Source organism: Bombilactobacillus sp. ESL1197, assembly GCF_058107145.1.
This window is the reverse complement of record NZ_JBYLTY010000001.1, coordinates 766,160-780,175: the sequence shown is the minus strand read 5'-3', so window position 1 is coordinate 780,175 and position 14,016 is coordinate 766,160. Positions and strand designations below refer to the sequence as shown.

The following is a 14,016-nucleotide window of genomic DNA, read 5'->3' as shown; positions in this document are numbered from 1 at the left end:
AAAAGCATTTAATATAATTAGTTTATAACTATATTAAATGCTTTGAGATTTTAATTGAAGTTTATTAATAAATTGCTTTTATTCAACTGGTTCAACCCAGCCTTCAGGTCCTTTGCGATCACCAAATTGAATGCCAGTTAAGATGTCATACAACTTCTTGGTCACTGGTCCGACCTCAGTTTGACTATAAAAGACGTGCATCTTACCATTGTGCTCCAAACCACCAATTGGTGAAATAACTGCCGCTGTACCACAAGCCCCAGCTTCTGCGAAACGATCTAAATCATTGATATAAACATCACCTTGCTCAGTTGGCATGTTTAACTCATGCTCAGCTAAATACAAAAGTGAATATTTGGTAACACTCGGTAAAATAGATGGTGATTTTGGTGTCACAAACGTACCATCTTTCGTAATTCCGAAGAAATTGGCTGATCCAACTTCTTCAATCTTTTCATGATTAACCGGATCCAGATAAACACAATCGGAAAAACCATGCTTTTGCGCAGCGTCACCAGGCATTAAACTAGCAGCATAGTTACCACCAACTTTACTTTGTCCAGTTCCTTTATGCGCTGCCCGATCATATTGCGAAGTGGTGAAATTAGTTGGTGTTAAACCACCTTTAAAGTAATTACCAACTGGCATTGCAAAAATCCGAAAAATATATTCAGTTGCCGGATGTACACCAATCATGCCGCCAACACCCATCATAATTGGTCGTAAATATAACGTTGCTCCGTTACCATAAGGTGGCACAAAATCAATGTTCGCCTTCACCACTTGTTTCACAGCATCTACAAACATGTCAGTTGGTACTTGTGGCATCAACAGACGCTGACAACTGTTTTGCATTCGTTGCGCATTTTGATCGGGACGGAATAATTGCACATGACCATCTTTAGTACGATAAGCTTTTAAACCTTCAAAAACTGATTGTCCGTAGTGTAAGGCCGTTGAATCCTCATTAATTGTTACATCACTTTCGGTGACCAAACCTTCATCTTGCCATTGACCATCTTTGTAAGTTGCCTGGTAGCGATAAGGTAAGTCTAAGTAATTAAATCCTAAATTATTAAAATCAACCTCTGATGCTTTTACTTTAGCCATCTTACTTACCTCTCTTTTTAATTTTTATTTAATTTAAAGAATAGCATTAAATCCTATTTTGTCAAGAATGGTTTTATAGAAATAGCTTATCTTTTAATTTTTATTAATTTAAAAATAGCTATAATTAATTTTAATTAATGTTGCATTCTTAATAAATTAGTAGCGTCACTTAGTATGTCCTGGCAGATAAACTGTAATTTGCTCTTTATCATATCGATGATGTGTTTCAGACAATTCAAACGGAACATTATTTTCTAAAAAAACGACCTGACGCAAACGCAAAATGGGATCAGAATTTTGACAAGCTAAATACTGTTGGTCAGCTGCCGTGGCTTTTGCAGCACTAATCTTACGGTAAGCAGCACCAATTTTTTGATGCAACGTGGTTTCAATGTAACGATAGACTGAAGCCTTTAAAACCGTTTCGTCGATGCCGGGCACAATTTTGACTGGCATTTTTGTATACTCCAAAGCATAGGGTTCACGATCGACTAAACGTTGGCGTTGAATATCATAAACCATTTCGTGCGGTGTCAAATTTAGTAACTGACACTCTTCAGCATTAGGATAGCGAATTTGAAATTGAATAATTTGACTGGTCACACGACTTTGATCACCAACTAATTTAGTCGTACCAATATATTGATCCACTGCACGATCAAAGTGAGAAGTTTTTAACGCGGTAGTTCGAACAAAAGTCCCCGCTCCTCGCTGAGTATAGACCAAGCCAACCTTTATCAACTGTTCAATGGCTTTGCGAACTGTTACGCGACTAGTTTGAAATTCTTGAGCCAATTTACTTTGCTGTGGAAAAGGTGTTCCCGGTAAATACGTTCCGTTTTGAATCCGTTTTTTTAAAGTTGCAGCAATGATTAAATATTTAGGTTTTTGTGCCATCAACTGATCCCACCTTTTTATCACTTGAATTAAGTTTATCACTCTCCACTAGGCCATTGAAAGATTCAATAAAAAGTATTTACATTTAAAAATAAATGTCTATACTTAAAAGTGGTTTTAAATGTTAGCGATTACAAAAAAGGAGTATAAATTATGACACAGTTACCAGATAACTTTTTCTGGGGTAATTCTACCTCTAGTATGCAGACTGAAGGTGCAGCTAACGAAGGTGGCAAAGGCGCTTCTGTTTATGACCTACGCCCCAGTGGCCCCAACAATTCTGATTGGTCGGTAGCCATTGATGAATATCACCGCTATCCCGAAGATATTGCCTTAATGAAGGATTTAGGAATGAACTTCTATCGTTTTCAAATCTCTTGGAGTCGTGTGCAACCTGATGGCGAAGGCCAGTTTAATAAACAAGGTCTCAAATTTTATCATGACTTAATTGATGAATTACTTAAAAATGGTATTCAACCGATGATTTGCTTATATCATTTCGATATGCCTTTAAAGCAAGCACAGAAATATAATGGCTTTGTGAACAAACATGTGGTCGATAATTTTGTAACTTACGGTCAAAAAATGGTGACCGAGTTTTCTTCACAAGTCAAATATTGGCTCACGTTTAACGAACAAAATTTATATAGTACCCAAGAAGCCTTTCATTGTAGTGGCTACTTAAAGGGGCAAAAAACTACTCGTGAACTGTTTCAAATTCAACATAATTTAGCTTTAGCTCATGCGCGTATCGCTAACTTTATTCATCAAAATTATCCTGATTTAAAAATTGGCGGAATGGAAGCTTTCCAAGAAATTTATCCCGCTACTGCTAATCCACAAGATGTGGCCGCAGTTAGAAAAATTAAAGAATTTACAGATTATAATCTCTTGCGCATTTTTACTGAAGGGCAATATTCAGATGAAGTAGTGGCCTTTATGAAGCAACAACACTTAGAAGACATTTTACAAACTAGTGAGCTAGCTGAAATCAAACAAACTCGTAGTGATTTTATCAGTTTTAGCTACTATGCAACCTCTTGCCTGGACAGCTCTAAAATCCCCGTTGGGACTATTCCTAATGACTTTGGTTCCGCAGGTCATGCGCATAATCCTTATTTACAAACTAATGAATGGCAGTGGCAAATTGATCCCCAAGGTTTTTATGGTATTTTAATGGACTTAGCTAACCGCACTCACTTACCGATTTTCCCAATTGAAAATGGTCTTGGGGTCCGTGAAATTTGGGATGGTCAACATGAAATTAATGACGATTACCGTATTAACTACCATCGCCAACATTTAGTAGCCTTGAAACAAGCAGTCCAAGATGGAGCTCACGTTATTGGTTATTTGGGTTGGGGGTTAATTGATATTCCAAGTTCCCAAGGCAATGTGGATAAACGTTATGGCGTTGTTTATGTCAATCGCACGAATCATGATCTCAAAGATTTAAAACGGGTCCCCAAAAAAAGTTATCACTGGCTGCAAAAAGTAATCCAATCCAATGGTAATCAATTATTTTAATTGTAAATAGACCAACAGTGAAACACGAGCAAATATTCTTCAATCAGATGTAACCATAAGGAGGTTGTTTTAATGGCTCAAACTGCTTCAGCAAATAAAAGTCGTGGCAAACGCTTTTTTGATAAATTTACCGAAATTTCTGTCAAAATTGGTAATGAAGTTCACTTACGCTCTTTGCGAGATGCTTTTGCCACAATCATGCCCCTCTTCATTTTAGCCGGCCTAGGTGTCTTAATGAATAATGTAGTCTTTCCCTTATTTGCTCATGGCAAAACCTTAGCCAATTTACAAATTTGGGGCAGTGACATTAGTAACGGGACCTTAAACATTGCCGGATTAGTTTTAGCACCAGCAATTGGTTATACCTTATCAGTTAATAAAAAGTATAAGAACGGAATTCTTGCGGCTATTATTTCCTTAGCTAGCTTAATTATTATGATGCCCGCTACAGTTAAGTTAACCATTGCCCACAGTACGAAAAATATTAACGTCACCGGTGGCTTATCTTATACTAACTTGGGCACCACAGGAATGTTCTCTGGCATTATTATTGGATTATTAGCAACCGAATTATTTATTGGTTTATCAAATATTAAACATTTAAAAATTCATCTCGGGGAAAATATTCCGCCAGCGGTAGCCGCTTCGTTTAACGACTTGATTCCCTCTATCTTAACTTTAAGTATTTTTGCACTCATTTCCGCCCTATTGATGGTTTTCGGTAAAACTAACTTGATTGACCTGATTACCAACTTAATTCAAGAACCATTACGCGGCTTTACAACTAGCTTACCGGGGATGCTTTTTATCTATAGTGTAGGAAACTTTCTCTTTACTTTAGGTATTCACCAAACAGTTATCAATGGGACTTTACTGGATCCATTATTATTAATCAATATGAATAAGAATATGGCAGCCTTTGAAGCACACAAACATATTCCCTATATTTTGACTTATACTTTTCGCGATGTGTTCGGAATGATTGGTGGTACGGGCTGTACCTTGTGTTTATTAATTGCTATTTTTATTTTTTCCAAAATGAAATCCAGCAAAGAAATTGCGGGATTAGCCATTGCGCCTAGTATCTTTAATATTAATGAACCCGTCATCTTTGGCTATCCTATCGTTTTTAATATTCCTATGATGATTCCCTTTGTTTTAATGCCCGTCATTGGTGATTTAATTGCTTACTTTTTCACAGCCATTGGTTGGATGAATCGTGTCGTGGTTTTAGTTCCGTGGACCACTCCGCCACTCCTAAATGCTTATTTATGTACTGCCGGTGATTGGCGTGCCGTCATTGTACAATTATTAATTATCATTATCGGCGTGCTATTTTATTTACCATTCATGTTTATTAGTGAACGTACAATGCAAAAAAGCGCCCAATTGTAAAATTAAAATAAACAAATTTTAAAAAACAAGTCTTGTTTGATTTTCTAACCAAGCAAGACTTGTTTTTTAAGGTTCTATAATATTGAGTGTTGATAAGTATTTCGTCGACACTCTTTTTTATGTAGACCAATTTATTTTGAAACACAAAAAAACAGCTAACATAATTAAGTTAACTGTTTCATCAGATACCGGTGATCGGGGTCGAACCGATACTCCTTTAACAGGAACTGGATTTTGAATCCAGCGCGTCTGCCAATTCCGCCACACCGGCAAAATATTAATAATAAACCATGGCTAAAGCCAAAGGCGGTAACCGGATTTGAACCGGTGGTCAAGGTTTTGCAGACCTCTGCCTTACCACTTGGCTATACCGCCAGGTAAAAATTGGGTTAGCTGGATTCGAACCAGCGCATAATGGAGTCAAAGTCCATTGCCTTACCACTTGGCTATAACCCAATAAAGAAAGGGCGGTATATGAGACTCGAACTCATGTATGCCGGTGCCACAAACCGGTGTGTTAACCAACTTCACCAATACCGCCAGGATATAACAGGGATAGTAGGAGTTGAACCCACATCGACGGTTTTGGAGACCGTTGTTCTACCATTGAACTATATCCCTATTATGATGGAAGGGAGTGGATTCGAACCACCGAACCCGAAGGAGCGGATTTACAGTCCGCCGCGTTTAGCCAGACTTCGCTACCCTTCCATAAATGGCGCGGGACAGAATCGAACTGCCGACACATGGAGCTTCAATCCATTGCTCTACCGACTGAGCTACCGAGCCATCTAACGGTCCTAACCGGACTTGAACCGGTGATCTCCTGCGTGACAGGCAGGCGTGATAACCAACTACACCATAGGACCAAATTGCGGGAGTAGGGTTTGAACCTACGACCTTCGGGTTATGAGCCCGACGAGCTACCAGACTGCTCCATCCCGCGATAATTATAAAGGAGGATGTGGGATTTGAACCCACGCACGCTGTTACACGCCTGACGGTTTTCAAGACCGTTCCCTTAAGCCACTTGGGTAATCCTCCAAATCGCAATAAACATGGAAAAAATTCCAACGGAGAAGGAGGGATTTGAACCCTCGCGCCGCTTACGCGACCTACACCCTTAGCAGGGGCGCCTCTTCAGCCACTTGAGTACTTCTCCAATGGGCCTAAATGGACTTGAACCATCGACCTCACGCTTATCAGGCGTGCGCTCTAACCAGCTGAGCTATAGGCCCATAAGCGGGTGACGAGAATCGAACTCGCGACAACAGCTTGGAAGGCTGTGGTTTTACCACTAAACTACACCCGCAATCTTTAACAAAAATGGCGCGGGACAGAATCGAACTGCCGACACATGGAGCTTCAATCCATTGCTCTACCGACTGAGCTACCGAGCCATCTAACGGTCCTAACCGGACTTGAACCGGTGATCTCCTGCGTGACAGGCAGGCGTGATAACCAACTACACCATAGGACCAAATTGCGGGAGTAGGGTTTGAACCTACGACCTTCGGGTTATGAGCCCGACGAGCTACCAGACTGCTCCATCCCGCGATAATAAAATCTTACCACAAAGTCCATAAAAAATCTATGGACCTTGTAGGACTCGAACCTACGACCGAACGGTTATGAGCCGTTTGCTCTAACCAACTGAGCTAAAGGTCCGATTAATAGCGGCGAAGGGGATCGAACCCCCGACCTCCCGGGTATGAACCGGACGCTCTAGCCAGCTGAGCTACACCGCCATAGCTATTAAAAAGCTAATCGGGAAGACAGGATTCGAACCTGCGACCCCCTGGTCCCAAACCAGGTGCTCTACCAAACTGAGCCACTTCCCGAAAAAAACATGCACCCAGTAGGAGTCGAACCTACAACCTTCTGATTCGTAGTCAGACACTCTATCCAATTGCGCTATGGGTGCTCATTATAATGCCGAGGACCGGAATCGAACCGGTACGGTAATCACTTACCGCAGGATTTTAAGTCCTGTGCGTCTGCCAGTTCCGCCACCCCGGCGTGATTATAATGAAAGCGGAAGACGGGATTCGAACCCGCGACCCCCACCATGGCAAGGTGATGTTCTACCACTGAACTACTTCCGCAAAATGCCGACTAGAGGATTCGAACCTCCGACCCTCTGTTTACAAGACAGATGCTCTGCCAGCTGAGCTAAGTCGGCATAATAAAAATAAAACTATAACATATTTCAAAGAACATGCAAGTGCGGGAGAAGGGACTTGAACCCATACGTCCAAAGGACACTAGAACCTAAATCTAGCGCGTCTGCCAATTCCGCCACACCCGCAAAATGAGTCGCGTGGGGCTCGGACCCACGACCCACGGCTTAAAAGGCCGTTGCTCTACCAACTGAGCTAGCGACTCAATGGAAGATACAGGGCTCGAACCTGTGACCCTCTGCTTGTAAGGCAGACGCTCTCCCAACTGAGCTAATCTTCCAAGATAATAAGAGCAGCATGGCAACGACCTATCCTCGCAGGTAGTTTCCCACCAACTACTTTCGGCGCTGAGAAGCTTAACTTCTGTGTTCGGCATGATTCCAGGTGTTTCCTCCTCGCTATCGCCACCACACTTGCTCTCTTCTTACCTTCTGAAAGAACCTTAGTCCTCTCAAAACTGAATATTATGTTCTTACTCGACACCCTTGGTTAAGCCCTCGACCGATTAGTATTGCTCAGCTCCATGTATCACTACACTTCCACTCGCAACCTATCTACCTCATCTTCTTTGAGGGGTCTTACTTCATTACTGAATGGGAAATCTCATCTTGAGGTGGGTTTCACACTTAGATGCTTTCAGCGTTTATCCCTTCCATACTTAGCTACCCAGCTATGCCTTTGGCAAGACAACTGGTACACCAGTGGTATGTCCATCCCGGTCCTCTCGTACTAAGGACAGATCCTCTCAAATTTCCTACGCCCGCGACGGATAGGGACCGAACTGTCTCACGACGTTCTGAACCCAGCTCGCGTACCGCTTTAATGGGCGAACAGCCCAACCCTTGGGACCGACTACAGCCCCAGGATGCGATGAGCCGACATCGAGGTGCCAAACCTCCCCGTCGATGTGAACTCTTGGGGGAGATAAGCCTGTTATCCCCAGGGTAGCTTTTGTCCGTTGAGCGATGGCCCTTCCATACGGTGCCACCGGATCATTAAGCCCGACTTTCGTCCCTGCTCGACTTGTCTGTCTCGCAGTCAAGCTCCCTTCTACCTTTACACTCTACGAATGATTTCCAACCATTCTGAGGGAACCTTTGGGCGCCTCCGTTACTGTTTAGGAGGCGACCGCCCCAGTCAAACTGCCCACCTGACACTGTCTCCCGCCGTGCTTCAACGGCGCGGGTTAGAGCTTTCATATAACAAGGGTAGTATCCCACCAGCGCCTCCTTCGATACTAGCGTACCGATCTCTACGGCTCCTACCTATCCTGTACATGTTACACAAAAACTCAATATCAAGCTACAGTAAAGCTCCATGGGGTCTTTCCGTCCTGTCGCGGGTAACCTGCATCTTCACGGGTATTATAATTTCACCGAGTCTATCGTTGAGACAGTGCCCAAATCATTACGCCTTTCGTGCGGGTCGGAACTTACCCGACAAGGAATTTCGCTACCTTAGGACCGTTATAGTTACGGCCGCCGTTTACTGGGGCTTCAATTCTGGGCTTCGACCGAAGTCTAACTCATCCTCTTAACCTTCCAGCACCGGGCAGGCGTCAGCCCCTATACGTCATCTTACGATTTTGCAGAGACCTGTGTTTTTGATAAACAGTTGTTTGGGCCTTTTCACTGCGGCTGGCTCTTACACCAGCACCCCTTCTTCCAAAGTTACGGGGCTATTTTGCCGAGTTCCTTAACGATAGTTCTCTCGCTCACCTTAGGATTCTCTCCTTGACTACCTGTGTCGGTTTGCGGTACGGGTATTCAGTGTCTCACTAGAAGCTTTTCTCGGCAGTGTGACTATTGTGCTTCGCTACTTTAATTTCGCTCCCTATCACAACTCATCCTTCGCGGTTATAAGCATTTGACTCATATCCAGACTCGCTGCTTAGACATGCTTTTCCAGCTGCATGCTCACAATTCATCTCCTGCGTCCCTCCATCGTTCAAACAACACTGAACAGTACAGGAATCTCAACCTGTTTTCCATCGATTACGCCTCTCGGCCTCATCTTAGGTCCCGACTAACCCTGGGCGGACGAGCCTTCCCCAGGAAACCTTAGTCATCCGGTGGACCAGATTCTCACTGGTCTTTCGCTACTCATACCGGCATTCTCACTTCTAAGCTCTCCACCAGTCCTCTCGATCTGGCTTCTTCGTGCTTACAACGCTCTCCTACCACGTACATCTTTCGATGCACATCCACAGTTTCGGTACCATACTTAGCCCCGGTACATTTTCGGCGCAGAACCACTCGACTAGTGAGCTATTACGCACTCTTTAAATGAGTTGCTGCTTCTAAGCCAACATCCTAGTTGTCTGTGCAGTTCCACTTCCTTTTCCACTTAGTATGGATTTTGGGACCTTAACTGGTGATCTGGGCTGTTCCCCTTTCGACGATGGATCTTATCACTCACCGTCTGACTCCCGGAGAAAGATCTTTGGCATTCGGAGTTTATCTGAATTCAGTAACCCATGTTGGGCCCCTAGTCCAAACAGTGCTCTACCTCCAAGATCCTCTTCTCCGAGGCTAGCCCTAAAGCTATTTCGGAGAGAACCAGCTATCTCCAAGTTCGTTTGGAATTTCACCGCTACCCACACCTCATCCCCGCAATTTTCAACTTACGTGGGTTCGGTCCTCCAGTGCGTTTTACCGCACCTTCAACCTGGACATGGGTAGGTCACTTGGTTTCGGGTCTACGACTACGTACTCTCTTTCGCCCTATTCAGACTCGCTTTCGCTACGGCTCCGTCTTCTCAACTTAACCTCGCACGCAATCGTAACTCGCCGGTTCATTCTACAAAAGGCACGCCATCACTCTTTAACGAGCTCTGACTACTTGTAGGCACACGGTTTCAGGATCTATTTCACTCCCCTTCCGGGGTGCTTTTCACCTTTCCCTCACGGTACTTGTTCTCTATCGGTCACTAGGGAGTATTTAGCCTTGGGAGATGGTCCTCCCTGCTTCCGACGGGGTTTCACGTGCCCCGCCGTACTCAGGATACTGGTAGAGTGTCTCTGATTTCGCCTACTAGACTATCACTATCTCTGGTTCAGCTTCCCAACTGATTCAGCTATCTTCGACTATCTCACGTCCCAGTCCTACAACCCCAAAGAGCATGCTCTCTGGTTTGGGCTCTTTCCGTTTCGCTCGCCGCTACTCAGGAAATCGATTTTTCTTTCTCTTCCTATGGCTACTTAGATGTTTCAGTTCACCATGTCTTCCTCACTTACAACTTTCGTCGCAGTGTGACTAAGCTTTACCTTAGCCGGGTTCCCCCATTCGGATATCTCCGGATCTTCGTTTACTTACAACTCCCCGGAGCATTTCGCTGTTCGTTGCGTCCTTCTTCGGCTCCTAGTACCTAGGCATCCACCGTGCGCCCTTATTATCTTAACCTTATTTACTACTGTTTCTTACTTTCTTCGAATCTCTCGATTCTCGGTGTCTTTCTTCTCATAATATTCAGTTTTCAAAGTACTAATGTTTGAGAGTAGACCTCTCAAAACTAAACAAAGTTTCTTGCCAACTGCTTTCCGTTTATTTTTCCTTAGAAAGGAGGTGATCCAGCCGCAGGTTCTCCTACGGCTACCTTGTTACGACTTCACCCTAATCATTTGTCCTACCTTAGACGGCTAGCTCCCCGAAGGGTTACCCCACCGGCTTTGGGTATTACAAACTCTCATGGTGTGACGGGCGGTGTGTACAAGGCCCGAGAACGTATTCACCGTGGCATGCTGATCCACGATTACTAGCGATTCCAACTTCATACAGGCGAGTTGCAGCCTGCAATCCGAACTGAGAATGGTTTTTAGAGTTCTGCTTGCCCTCACGAGTTCGCTTCTCGTTGTACCATCCATTGTAGCACGTGTGTAGCCCAGGTCATAAGGGGCATGATGATTTGACGTCGTCCCCACCTTCCTCCGGTTTGTCACCGGCAGTCTCACTAGAGTGCCCAACTTAATGCTGGCAACTAGTAACAAGGGTTGCGCTCGTTGCGGGACTTAACCCAACATCTCACGACACGAGCTGACGACAACCATGCACCACCTGTCTTCCTGTCCCCGAAGGGAACCCTGTATCTCTACAGCTTTCAGGAGATGTCAAGACCTGGTAAGGTTCTTCGCGTTGCTTCGAATTAAACCACATGCTCCACCGCTTGTGCGGGCCCCCGTCAATTCCTTTGAGTTTCAACCTTGCGGTCGTACTCCCCAGGCGGAGTGCTTAATGCGTTAGCTGCAGCACTGAGAGGCGGAAACCTCCCAACACTTAGCACTCATCGTTTACGGCATGGACTACCAGGGTATCTAATCCTGTTCGCTACCCATGCTTTCGAGCCTCAGCGTCAGTTACAGACCAGAGAGCCGCCTTCGCCACTGGTGTTCTTCCATATATCTACGCATTTCACCGCTACACATGGAGTTCCACTCTCCTCTTCTGCACTCAAGTTTGACAGTTTCCGATGCACTTCCTCAGTTAAGCTGAGGGCTTTCACATTCAGACTTTTCAAACCGCCTGCGCTCCCTTTACGCCCAATAAATCCGGACAACGCTTGCCACCTACGTATTACCGCGGCTGCTGGCACGTAGTTAGCCGTGACTTTCTGGTTGAATACCGTCACTACTTGAGCAGTTACTCTCAAGCACGTTCTTCTTCAACAACAGGATTTTACGATCCGAAAACCTTCTTCATCCACGCGGCGTTGCTCCATCAGACTTTCGTCCATTGTGGAAGATTCCCTACTGCTGCCTCCCGTAGGAGTTTGGGCCGTGTCTCAGTCCCAATGTGGCCGATTACCCTCTCAGGTCGGCTACGTATCATCGCCTTGGTGGGCCTTTACCTCACCAACTAGCTAATACGCCGCAGGTCCATCCTTTAGTGACAGCCGAAACCGTCTTTCATTCCTTAATCATGTGATTAAGCACTTTATGCGGTATTAGCAACTGTTTCCAATTGTTATCCCCCGCTAAAGGGCAGGTTACCTACGTGTTACTCACCCATCCGCCGCTCGCGTCCATATCTTCCTACCCGAAGGTATTCCGTTACTTCTGCTCGCTCGACTTGCATGTATTAGGCACGCCGCCAGCGTTCGTCCTGAGCCAGGATCAAACTCTCATTTTTTGTTAGTTTGTTGACTCAGACTTAGAACTCTAACGTTCTTTGTCTTCTTTATTACTTTTAAATTGACAGGTTCTTTTTCAAGAACCCAGCACTTGGCTTTTAAAGAAACTTTGTTCAGTTTTCAAAGATCTACTTAACTTTTTGTTGATTACCACTTGATTAAGCGGCTTATTTAGTTTATCATCTTATCATGAGCTTGTCAACTGTTTTTTTTATTTGCTTAACAGTGACGCGCATGACTCATTGACAACAGAAAATATATTATCAACTTTTTTACCCTTTTGCAACCCCTTTTTGACATTTTTTTGATTTTTTTTCAATTTTCTGTAGTTCTTCCTTAATCCAAGCCTCTTTATGCCTGGCAATTGTATGATAACCGATGTTCTTTTGTTGATCAGTCCAGTAACTTTTTCGATTATAATGTTGACTATCATATAAAACTGGCTTTAATGCTCGTAATGATAAACTGATTTTTTCATCATATTCATCAATATTTAGGATACGCACTTGAATTACCTGTCCCAAATGTAAAAGCTCAGAAATATCATCAACATAACCATTCCGAAATTCCGAAATATGAATTAATCCTTGTCGATTACTATCCTTTATTTGGACAAATGCACCATAAGATCTAATTCCCGTAACGGTTCCTGAGACAACCTGGCCTATCGTTAAATCCATAAAATTATTACCTCTTTACTAAGATTAACATATAATATTAACCAATGTAATTATATTTGAGGTGCTACTTATGAAAGATAAAACGTTTGATGTCGCAATTATTGGTGGAGGGCCAATCGGGATTTTTACTGCTTATTACGCTGCTATGCGGGGCTTAGATGCAGTCTTAATTGAAGGAATGCCTAATCTAGGAGGCCAACCACGCAACTTATATGCGCAAAAAAAGATTTACGATGTTGCTGGCAAATTTGGCATTACTGGTCAAGGTTTGATTGATGATCTAATTCAAACTGGAACCCAAATTCAGTATACTAAGCGATTAAATACCATTGTCAATAATATAGTTAAACAAGATGATATTTATCAATTAGTAACTAATCGTCAAGATATTTTCGCTAAAGCCGTCATCATCACCGTCGGCAATGGTCCTTTCAAGCCGCGCAAATTAGCCTTTGACTATGATCAAAAACTCGAAGGCCATCAGTTAGACTACTTTGTTCAAGATATTAATTCTTATCAGAACAAAACAGTGTTGATAGCTGGAGGTGGTGATACTGCCGTAGATTGGGCCTTAACAATCAACAAAATTGCACATAAAACTTTTCTCTTACATCGCAGAGATCAATTTCGTGCGTTAGAATCTAGTGTCCAGGCTTTAAAAGAATCTACCATTCAACTATTAACGCCCAAAATAATCACTAACCTTGTGTTAGCTGACAATCAGCAACTAACCGTTAGCTATAAAGAAGTAGGACAAAATCAGATAGAGACTATTAATGTTGATAAATTATTAGTTAACTATGGCATTATGAGTGATTCACGCCTTTTAAGAAATTGGGAGCTTAAACTTCAAGGCCCGTTTATTCAAGTTGATTCCCAAATGAGAACCAATCGTCCTAATATTTATGCTGCCGGCGATGTCGTTAGCTATCCGGGGAAGCAGCGCCTAATTACTTTAGGATTTAGTGAAGGCACCATTGCCGTTAATTCTGCTGTTGAGGCAATCAATCCGAAGAATAGTCGTTTAATGCACAGTTCTTCCATGTTCAATTAAGTTTTTATGGAACTTCTCACTAGCAACCAGTAAAATATACATCAAAAG

6 protein-coding genes, 26 tRNA genes and 3 rRNA genes are annotated in these 14,016 nt (G+C 43.3%); 3 read left to right on the top strand and 32 right to left on the bottom strand.

The genetic code is table 11. The features are described 5' to 3' along the window. Positions 1-78 precede the first annotated feature (78 nt). Positions 79-1,110, bottom strand: a complete 1,032-nt coding sequence (locus AC3B6B_RS03480; protein ID WP_489757281.1) for a branched-chain amino acid aminotransferase — start codon at positions 1,108-1,110, stop codon at positions 79-81. Positions 1,111-1,275: 165 nt separating this feature from the next. Continuing rightward, entirely contained in the window at positions 1,276-2,007 is a 732-nt protein-coding gene (locus tag AC3B6B_RS03475) for a GntR family transcriptional regulator (protein ID WP_489757280.1), read from the bottom strand. A gap of 153 nt (positions 2,008-2,160) precedes the next feature. Between AC3B6B_RS03475 and AC3B6B_RS03470 the strand changes: the two genes are divergently transcribed. Together AC3B6B_RS03470 and AC3B6B_RS03465 are read left to right on the top strand one after the other, a co-directional pair. After that, on the top strand, positions 2,161-3,534 hold the full coding sequence (locus tag AC3B6B_RS03470; protein ID WP_489757279.1) for a glycoside hydrolase family 1 protein: 1,374 nt from the start codon (positions 2,161-2,163) through the stop codon (positions 3,532-3,534). A gap of 72 nt (positions 3,535-3,606) precedes the next feature. After that, positions 3,607-4,929: a PTS sugar transporter subunit IIC gene (locus tag AC3B6B_RS03465; RefSeq protein ID WP_489757278.1), complete on the top strand. Its 1,323-nt coding sequence runs from the start codon at positions 3,607-3,609 to the stop codon at positions 4,927-4,929. Between the two features lie 186 nt (positions 4,930-5,115). Here the strand turns inward: AC3B6B_RS03465 and AC3B6B_RS03460 are convergent. The 30 genes from AC3B6B_RS03460 to AC3B6B_RS03315 form a co-directional block, all read right to left on the bottom strand. Continuing rightward, a tRNA-Leu gene (locus AC3B6B_RS03460) sits at positions 5,116-5,200 on the bottom strand. A gap of 33 nt (positions 5,201-5,233) precedes the next feature. Beyond that, a tRNA-Cys gene (locus tag AC3B6B_RS03455) sits at positions 5,234-5,304 on the bottom strand. Between the two features lie 9 nt (positions 5,305-5,313). Continuing rightward, positions 5,314-5,385 (bottom strand) — tRNA-Gln (locus AC3B6B_RS03450). A gap of 10 nt (positions 5,386-5,395) precedes the next feature. After that, positions 5,396-5,469: transfer RNA gene (locus AC3B6B_RS03445), tRNA-His, on the bottom strand. Between the two features lie 10 nt (positions 5,470-5,479). Further along, positions 5,480-5,550: transfer RNA gene (locus AC3B6B_RS03440), tRNA-Trp, on the bottom strand. Positions 5,551-5,557: 7 nt separating this feature from the next. Next, positions 5,558-5,640, bottom strand: a tRNA-Tyr gene (locus tag AC3B6B_RS03435). Between the two features lie 5 nt (positions 5,641-5,645). Beyond that, positions 5,646-5,718, bottom strand: a tRNA-Phe gene (locus AC3B6B_RS03430). Between the two features lie 6 nt (positions 5,719-5,724). Continuing rightward, positions 5,725-5,798: transfer RNA gene (locus AC3B6B_RS03425), tRNA-Asp, on the bottom strand. A 3-nt stretch (positions 5,799-5,801) separates the two neighbouring features. Beyond that, positions 5,802-5,875, bottom strand: a tRNA-Met gene (locus AC3B6B_RS03420). Positions 5,876-5,885: 10 nt separating this feature from the next. Next, positions 5,886-5,973 (bottom strand) — tRNA-Ser (locus tag AC3B6B_RS03415). A gap of 30 nt (positions 5,974-6,003) precedes the next feature. After that, positions 6,004-6,091 (bottom strand) — tRNA-Ser (locus AC3B6B_RS03410). A 2-nt stretch (positions 6,092-6,093) separates the two neighbouring features. Continuing rightward, positions 6,094-6,167: transfer RNA gene (locus tag AC3B6B_RS03405), tRNA-Ile, on the bottom strand. Positions 6,168-6,170: 3 nt separating this feature from the next. Further along, positions 6,171-6,241: transfer RNA gene (locus tag AC3B6B_RS03400), tRNA-Gly, on the bottom strand. Positions 6,242-6,256: 15 nt separating this feature from the next. After that, positions 6,257-6,329, bottom strand: a tRNA-Phe gene (locus AC3B6B_RS03395). A gap of 6 nt (positions 6,330-6,335) precedes the next feature. After that, positions 6,336-6,409, bottom strand: a tRNA-Asp gene (locus tag AC3B6B_RS03390). Between the two features lie 3 nt (positions 6,410-6,412). After that, positions 6,413-6,486 (bottom strand) — tRNA-Met (locus tag AC3B6B_RS03385). Positions 6,487-6,523: 37 nt separating this feature from the next. Then, positions 6,524-6,597, bottom strand: a tRNA-Ile gene (locus AC3B6B_RS03380). A gap of 6 nt (positions 6,598-6,603) precedes the next feature. Further along, positions 6,604-6,677 (bottom strand) — tRNA-Met (locus tag AC3B6B_RS03375). Between the two features lie 19 nt (positions 6,678-6,696). Next, positions 6,697-6,770 (bottom strand) — tRNA-Pro (locus tag AC3B6B_RS03370). A gap of 9 nt (positions 6,771-6,779) precedes the next feature. Beyond that, positions 6,780-6,853: transfer RNA gene (locus AC3B6B_RS03365), tRNA-Arg, on the bottom strand. Between the two features lie 9 nt (positions 6,854-6,862). After that, positions 6,863-6,948, bottom strand: a tRNA-Leu gene (locus AC3B6B_RS03360). A 14-nt stretch (positions 6,949-6,962) separates the two neighbouring features. Next, positions 6,963-7,034 (bottom strand) — tRNA-Gly (locus AC3B6B_RS03355). Positions 7,035-7,038: 4 nt separating this feature from the next. Next, positions 7,039-7,111, bottom strand: a tRNA-Thr gene (locus tag AC3B6B_RS03350). Between the two features lie 43 nt (positions 7,112-7,154). Then, positions 7,155-7,237, bottom strand: a tRNA-Leu gene (locus AC3B6B_RS03345). A gap of 4 nt (positions 7,238-7,241) precedes the next feature. Next, positions 7,242-7,314: transfer RNA gene (locus AC3B6B_RS03340), tRNA-Lys, on the bottom strand. A 2-nt stretch (positions 7,315-7,316) separates the two neighbouring features. Continuing rightward, positions 7,317-7,389, bottom strand: a tRNA-Val gene (locus tag AC3B6B_RS03335). 15 nt (positions 7,390-7,404) lie between these two features. Further along, positions 7,405-7,521, bottom strand: a 5S ribosomal RNA gene (rrf, locus tag AC3B6B_RS03330). A gap of 73 nt (positions 7,522-7,594) precedes the next feature. After that, positions 7,595-10,511 (bottom strand): 23S ribosomal RNA (locus tag AC3B6B_RS03325). Positions 10,512-10,666: 155 nt separating this feature from the next. After that, positions 10,667-12,233 (bottom strand): 16S ribosomal RNA (locus AC3B6B_RS03320). The 16S, 23S and 5S rRNA genes sit together here with 26 tRNA genes alongside, the layout of an rRNA operon. 273 nt (positions 12,234-12,506) lie before the next feature. After that, positions 12,507-12,914 carry a CvfD/Ygs/GSP13 family RNA-binding post-transcriptional regulator gene (locus AC3B6B_RS03315; RefSeq protein ID WP_489757277.1) on the bottom strand — a complete coding sequence of 136 codons (408 nt, stop codon included), beginning with the start codon at positions 12,912-12,914 and terminating at the stop codon, positions 12,507-12,509. Between the two features lie 70 nt (positions 12,915-12,984). On the opposite strand from AC3B6B_RS03315, the gene AC3B6B_RS03310 reads away from it, so the two are divergent. Then, positions 12,985-13,968 (top strand): NAD(P)/FAD-dependent oxidoreductase, encoded by a 984-nt coding sequence (locus AC3B6B_RS03310; RefSeq protein ID WP_489757276.1) that lies wholly within the window; start codon positions 12,985-12,987, stop codon positions 13,966-13,968. Positions 13,969-14,016 lie beyond the last annotated feature (48 nt).

What these genes read in the sequence shown, in the direction of transcription:
- AC3B6B_RS03470 (WP_489757279.1), top strand. Translation starts at nt 2,161, where the DNA reads ATGACACAGTTACCAGATAACTTTTTCTGGGGTAATTCTACCTCTAGT.
- AC3B6B_RS03475 (WP_489757280.1), bottom strand. Translation starts at nt 2,007, where the DNA reads ATGGCACAAAAACCTAAATATTTAATCATTGCTGCAACTTTAAAAAAA.
- AC3B6B_RS03310 (WP_489757276.1), top strand. Translation starts at nt 12,985, where the DNA reads ATGAAAGATAAAACGTTTGATGTCGCAATTATTGGTGGAGGGCCAATC.
- AC3B6B_RS03465 (WP_489757278.1), top strand. Translation starts at nt 3,607, where the DNA reads ATGGCTCAAACTGCTTCAGCAAATAAAAGTCGTGGCAAACGCTTTTTT.
- AC3B6B_RS03480 (WP_489757281.1), bottom strand. Translation starts at nt 1,110, where the DNA reads ATGGCTAAAGTAAAAGCATCAGAGGTTGATTTTAATAATTTAGGATTT.
- AC3B6B_RS03315 (WP_489757277.1), bottom strand. Translation starts at nt 12,914, where the DNA reads ATGGATTTAACGATAGGCCAGGTTGTCTCAGGAACCGTTACGGGAATT.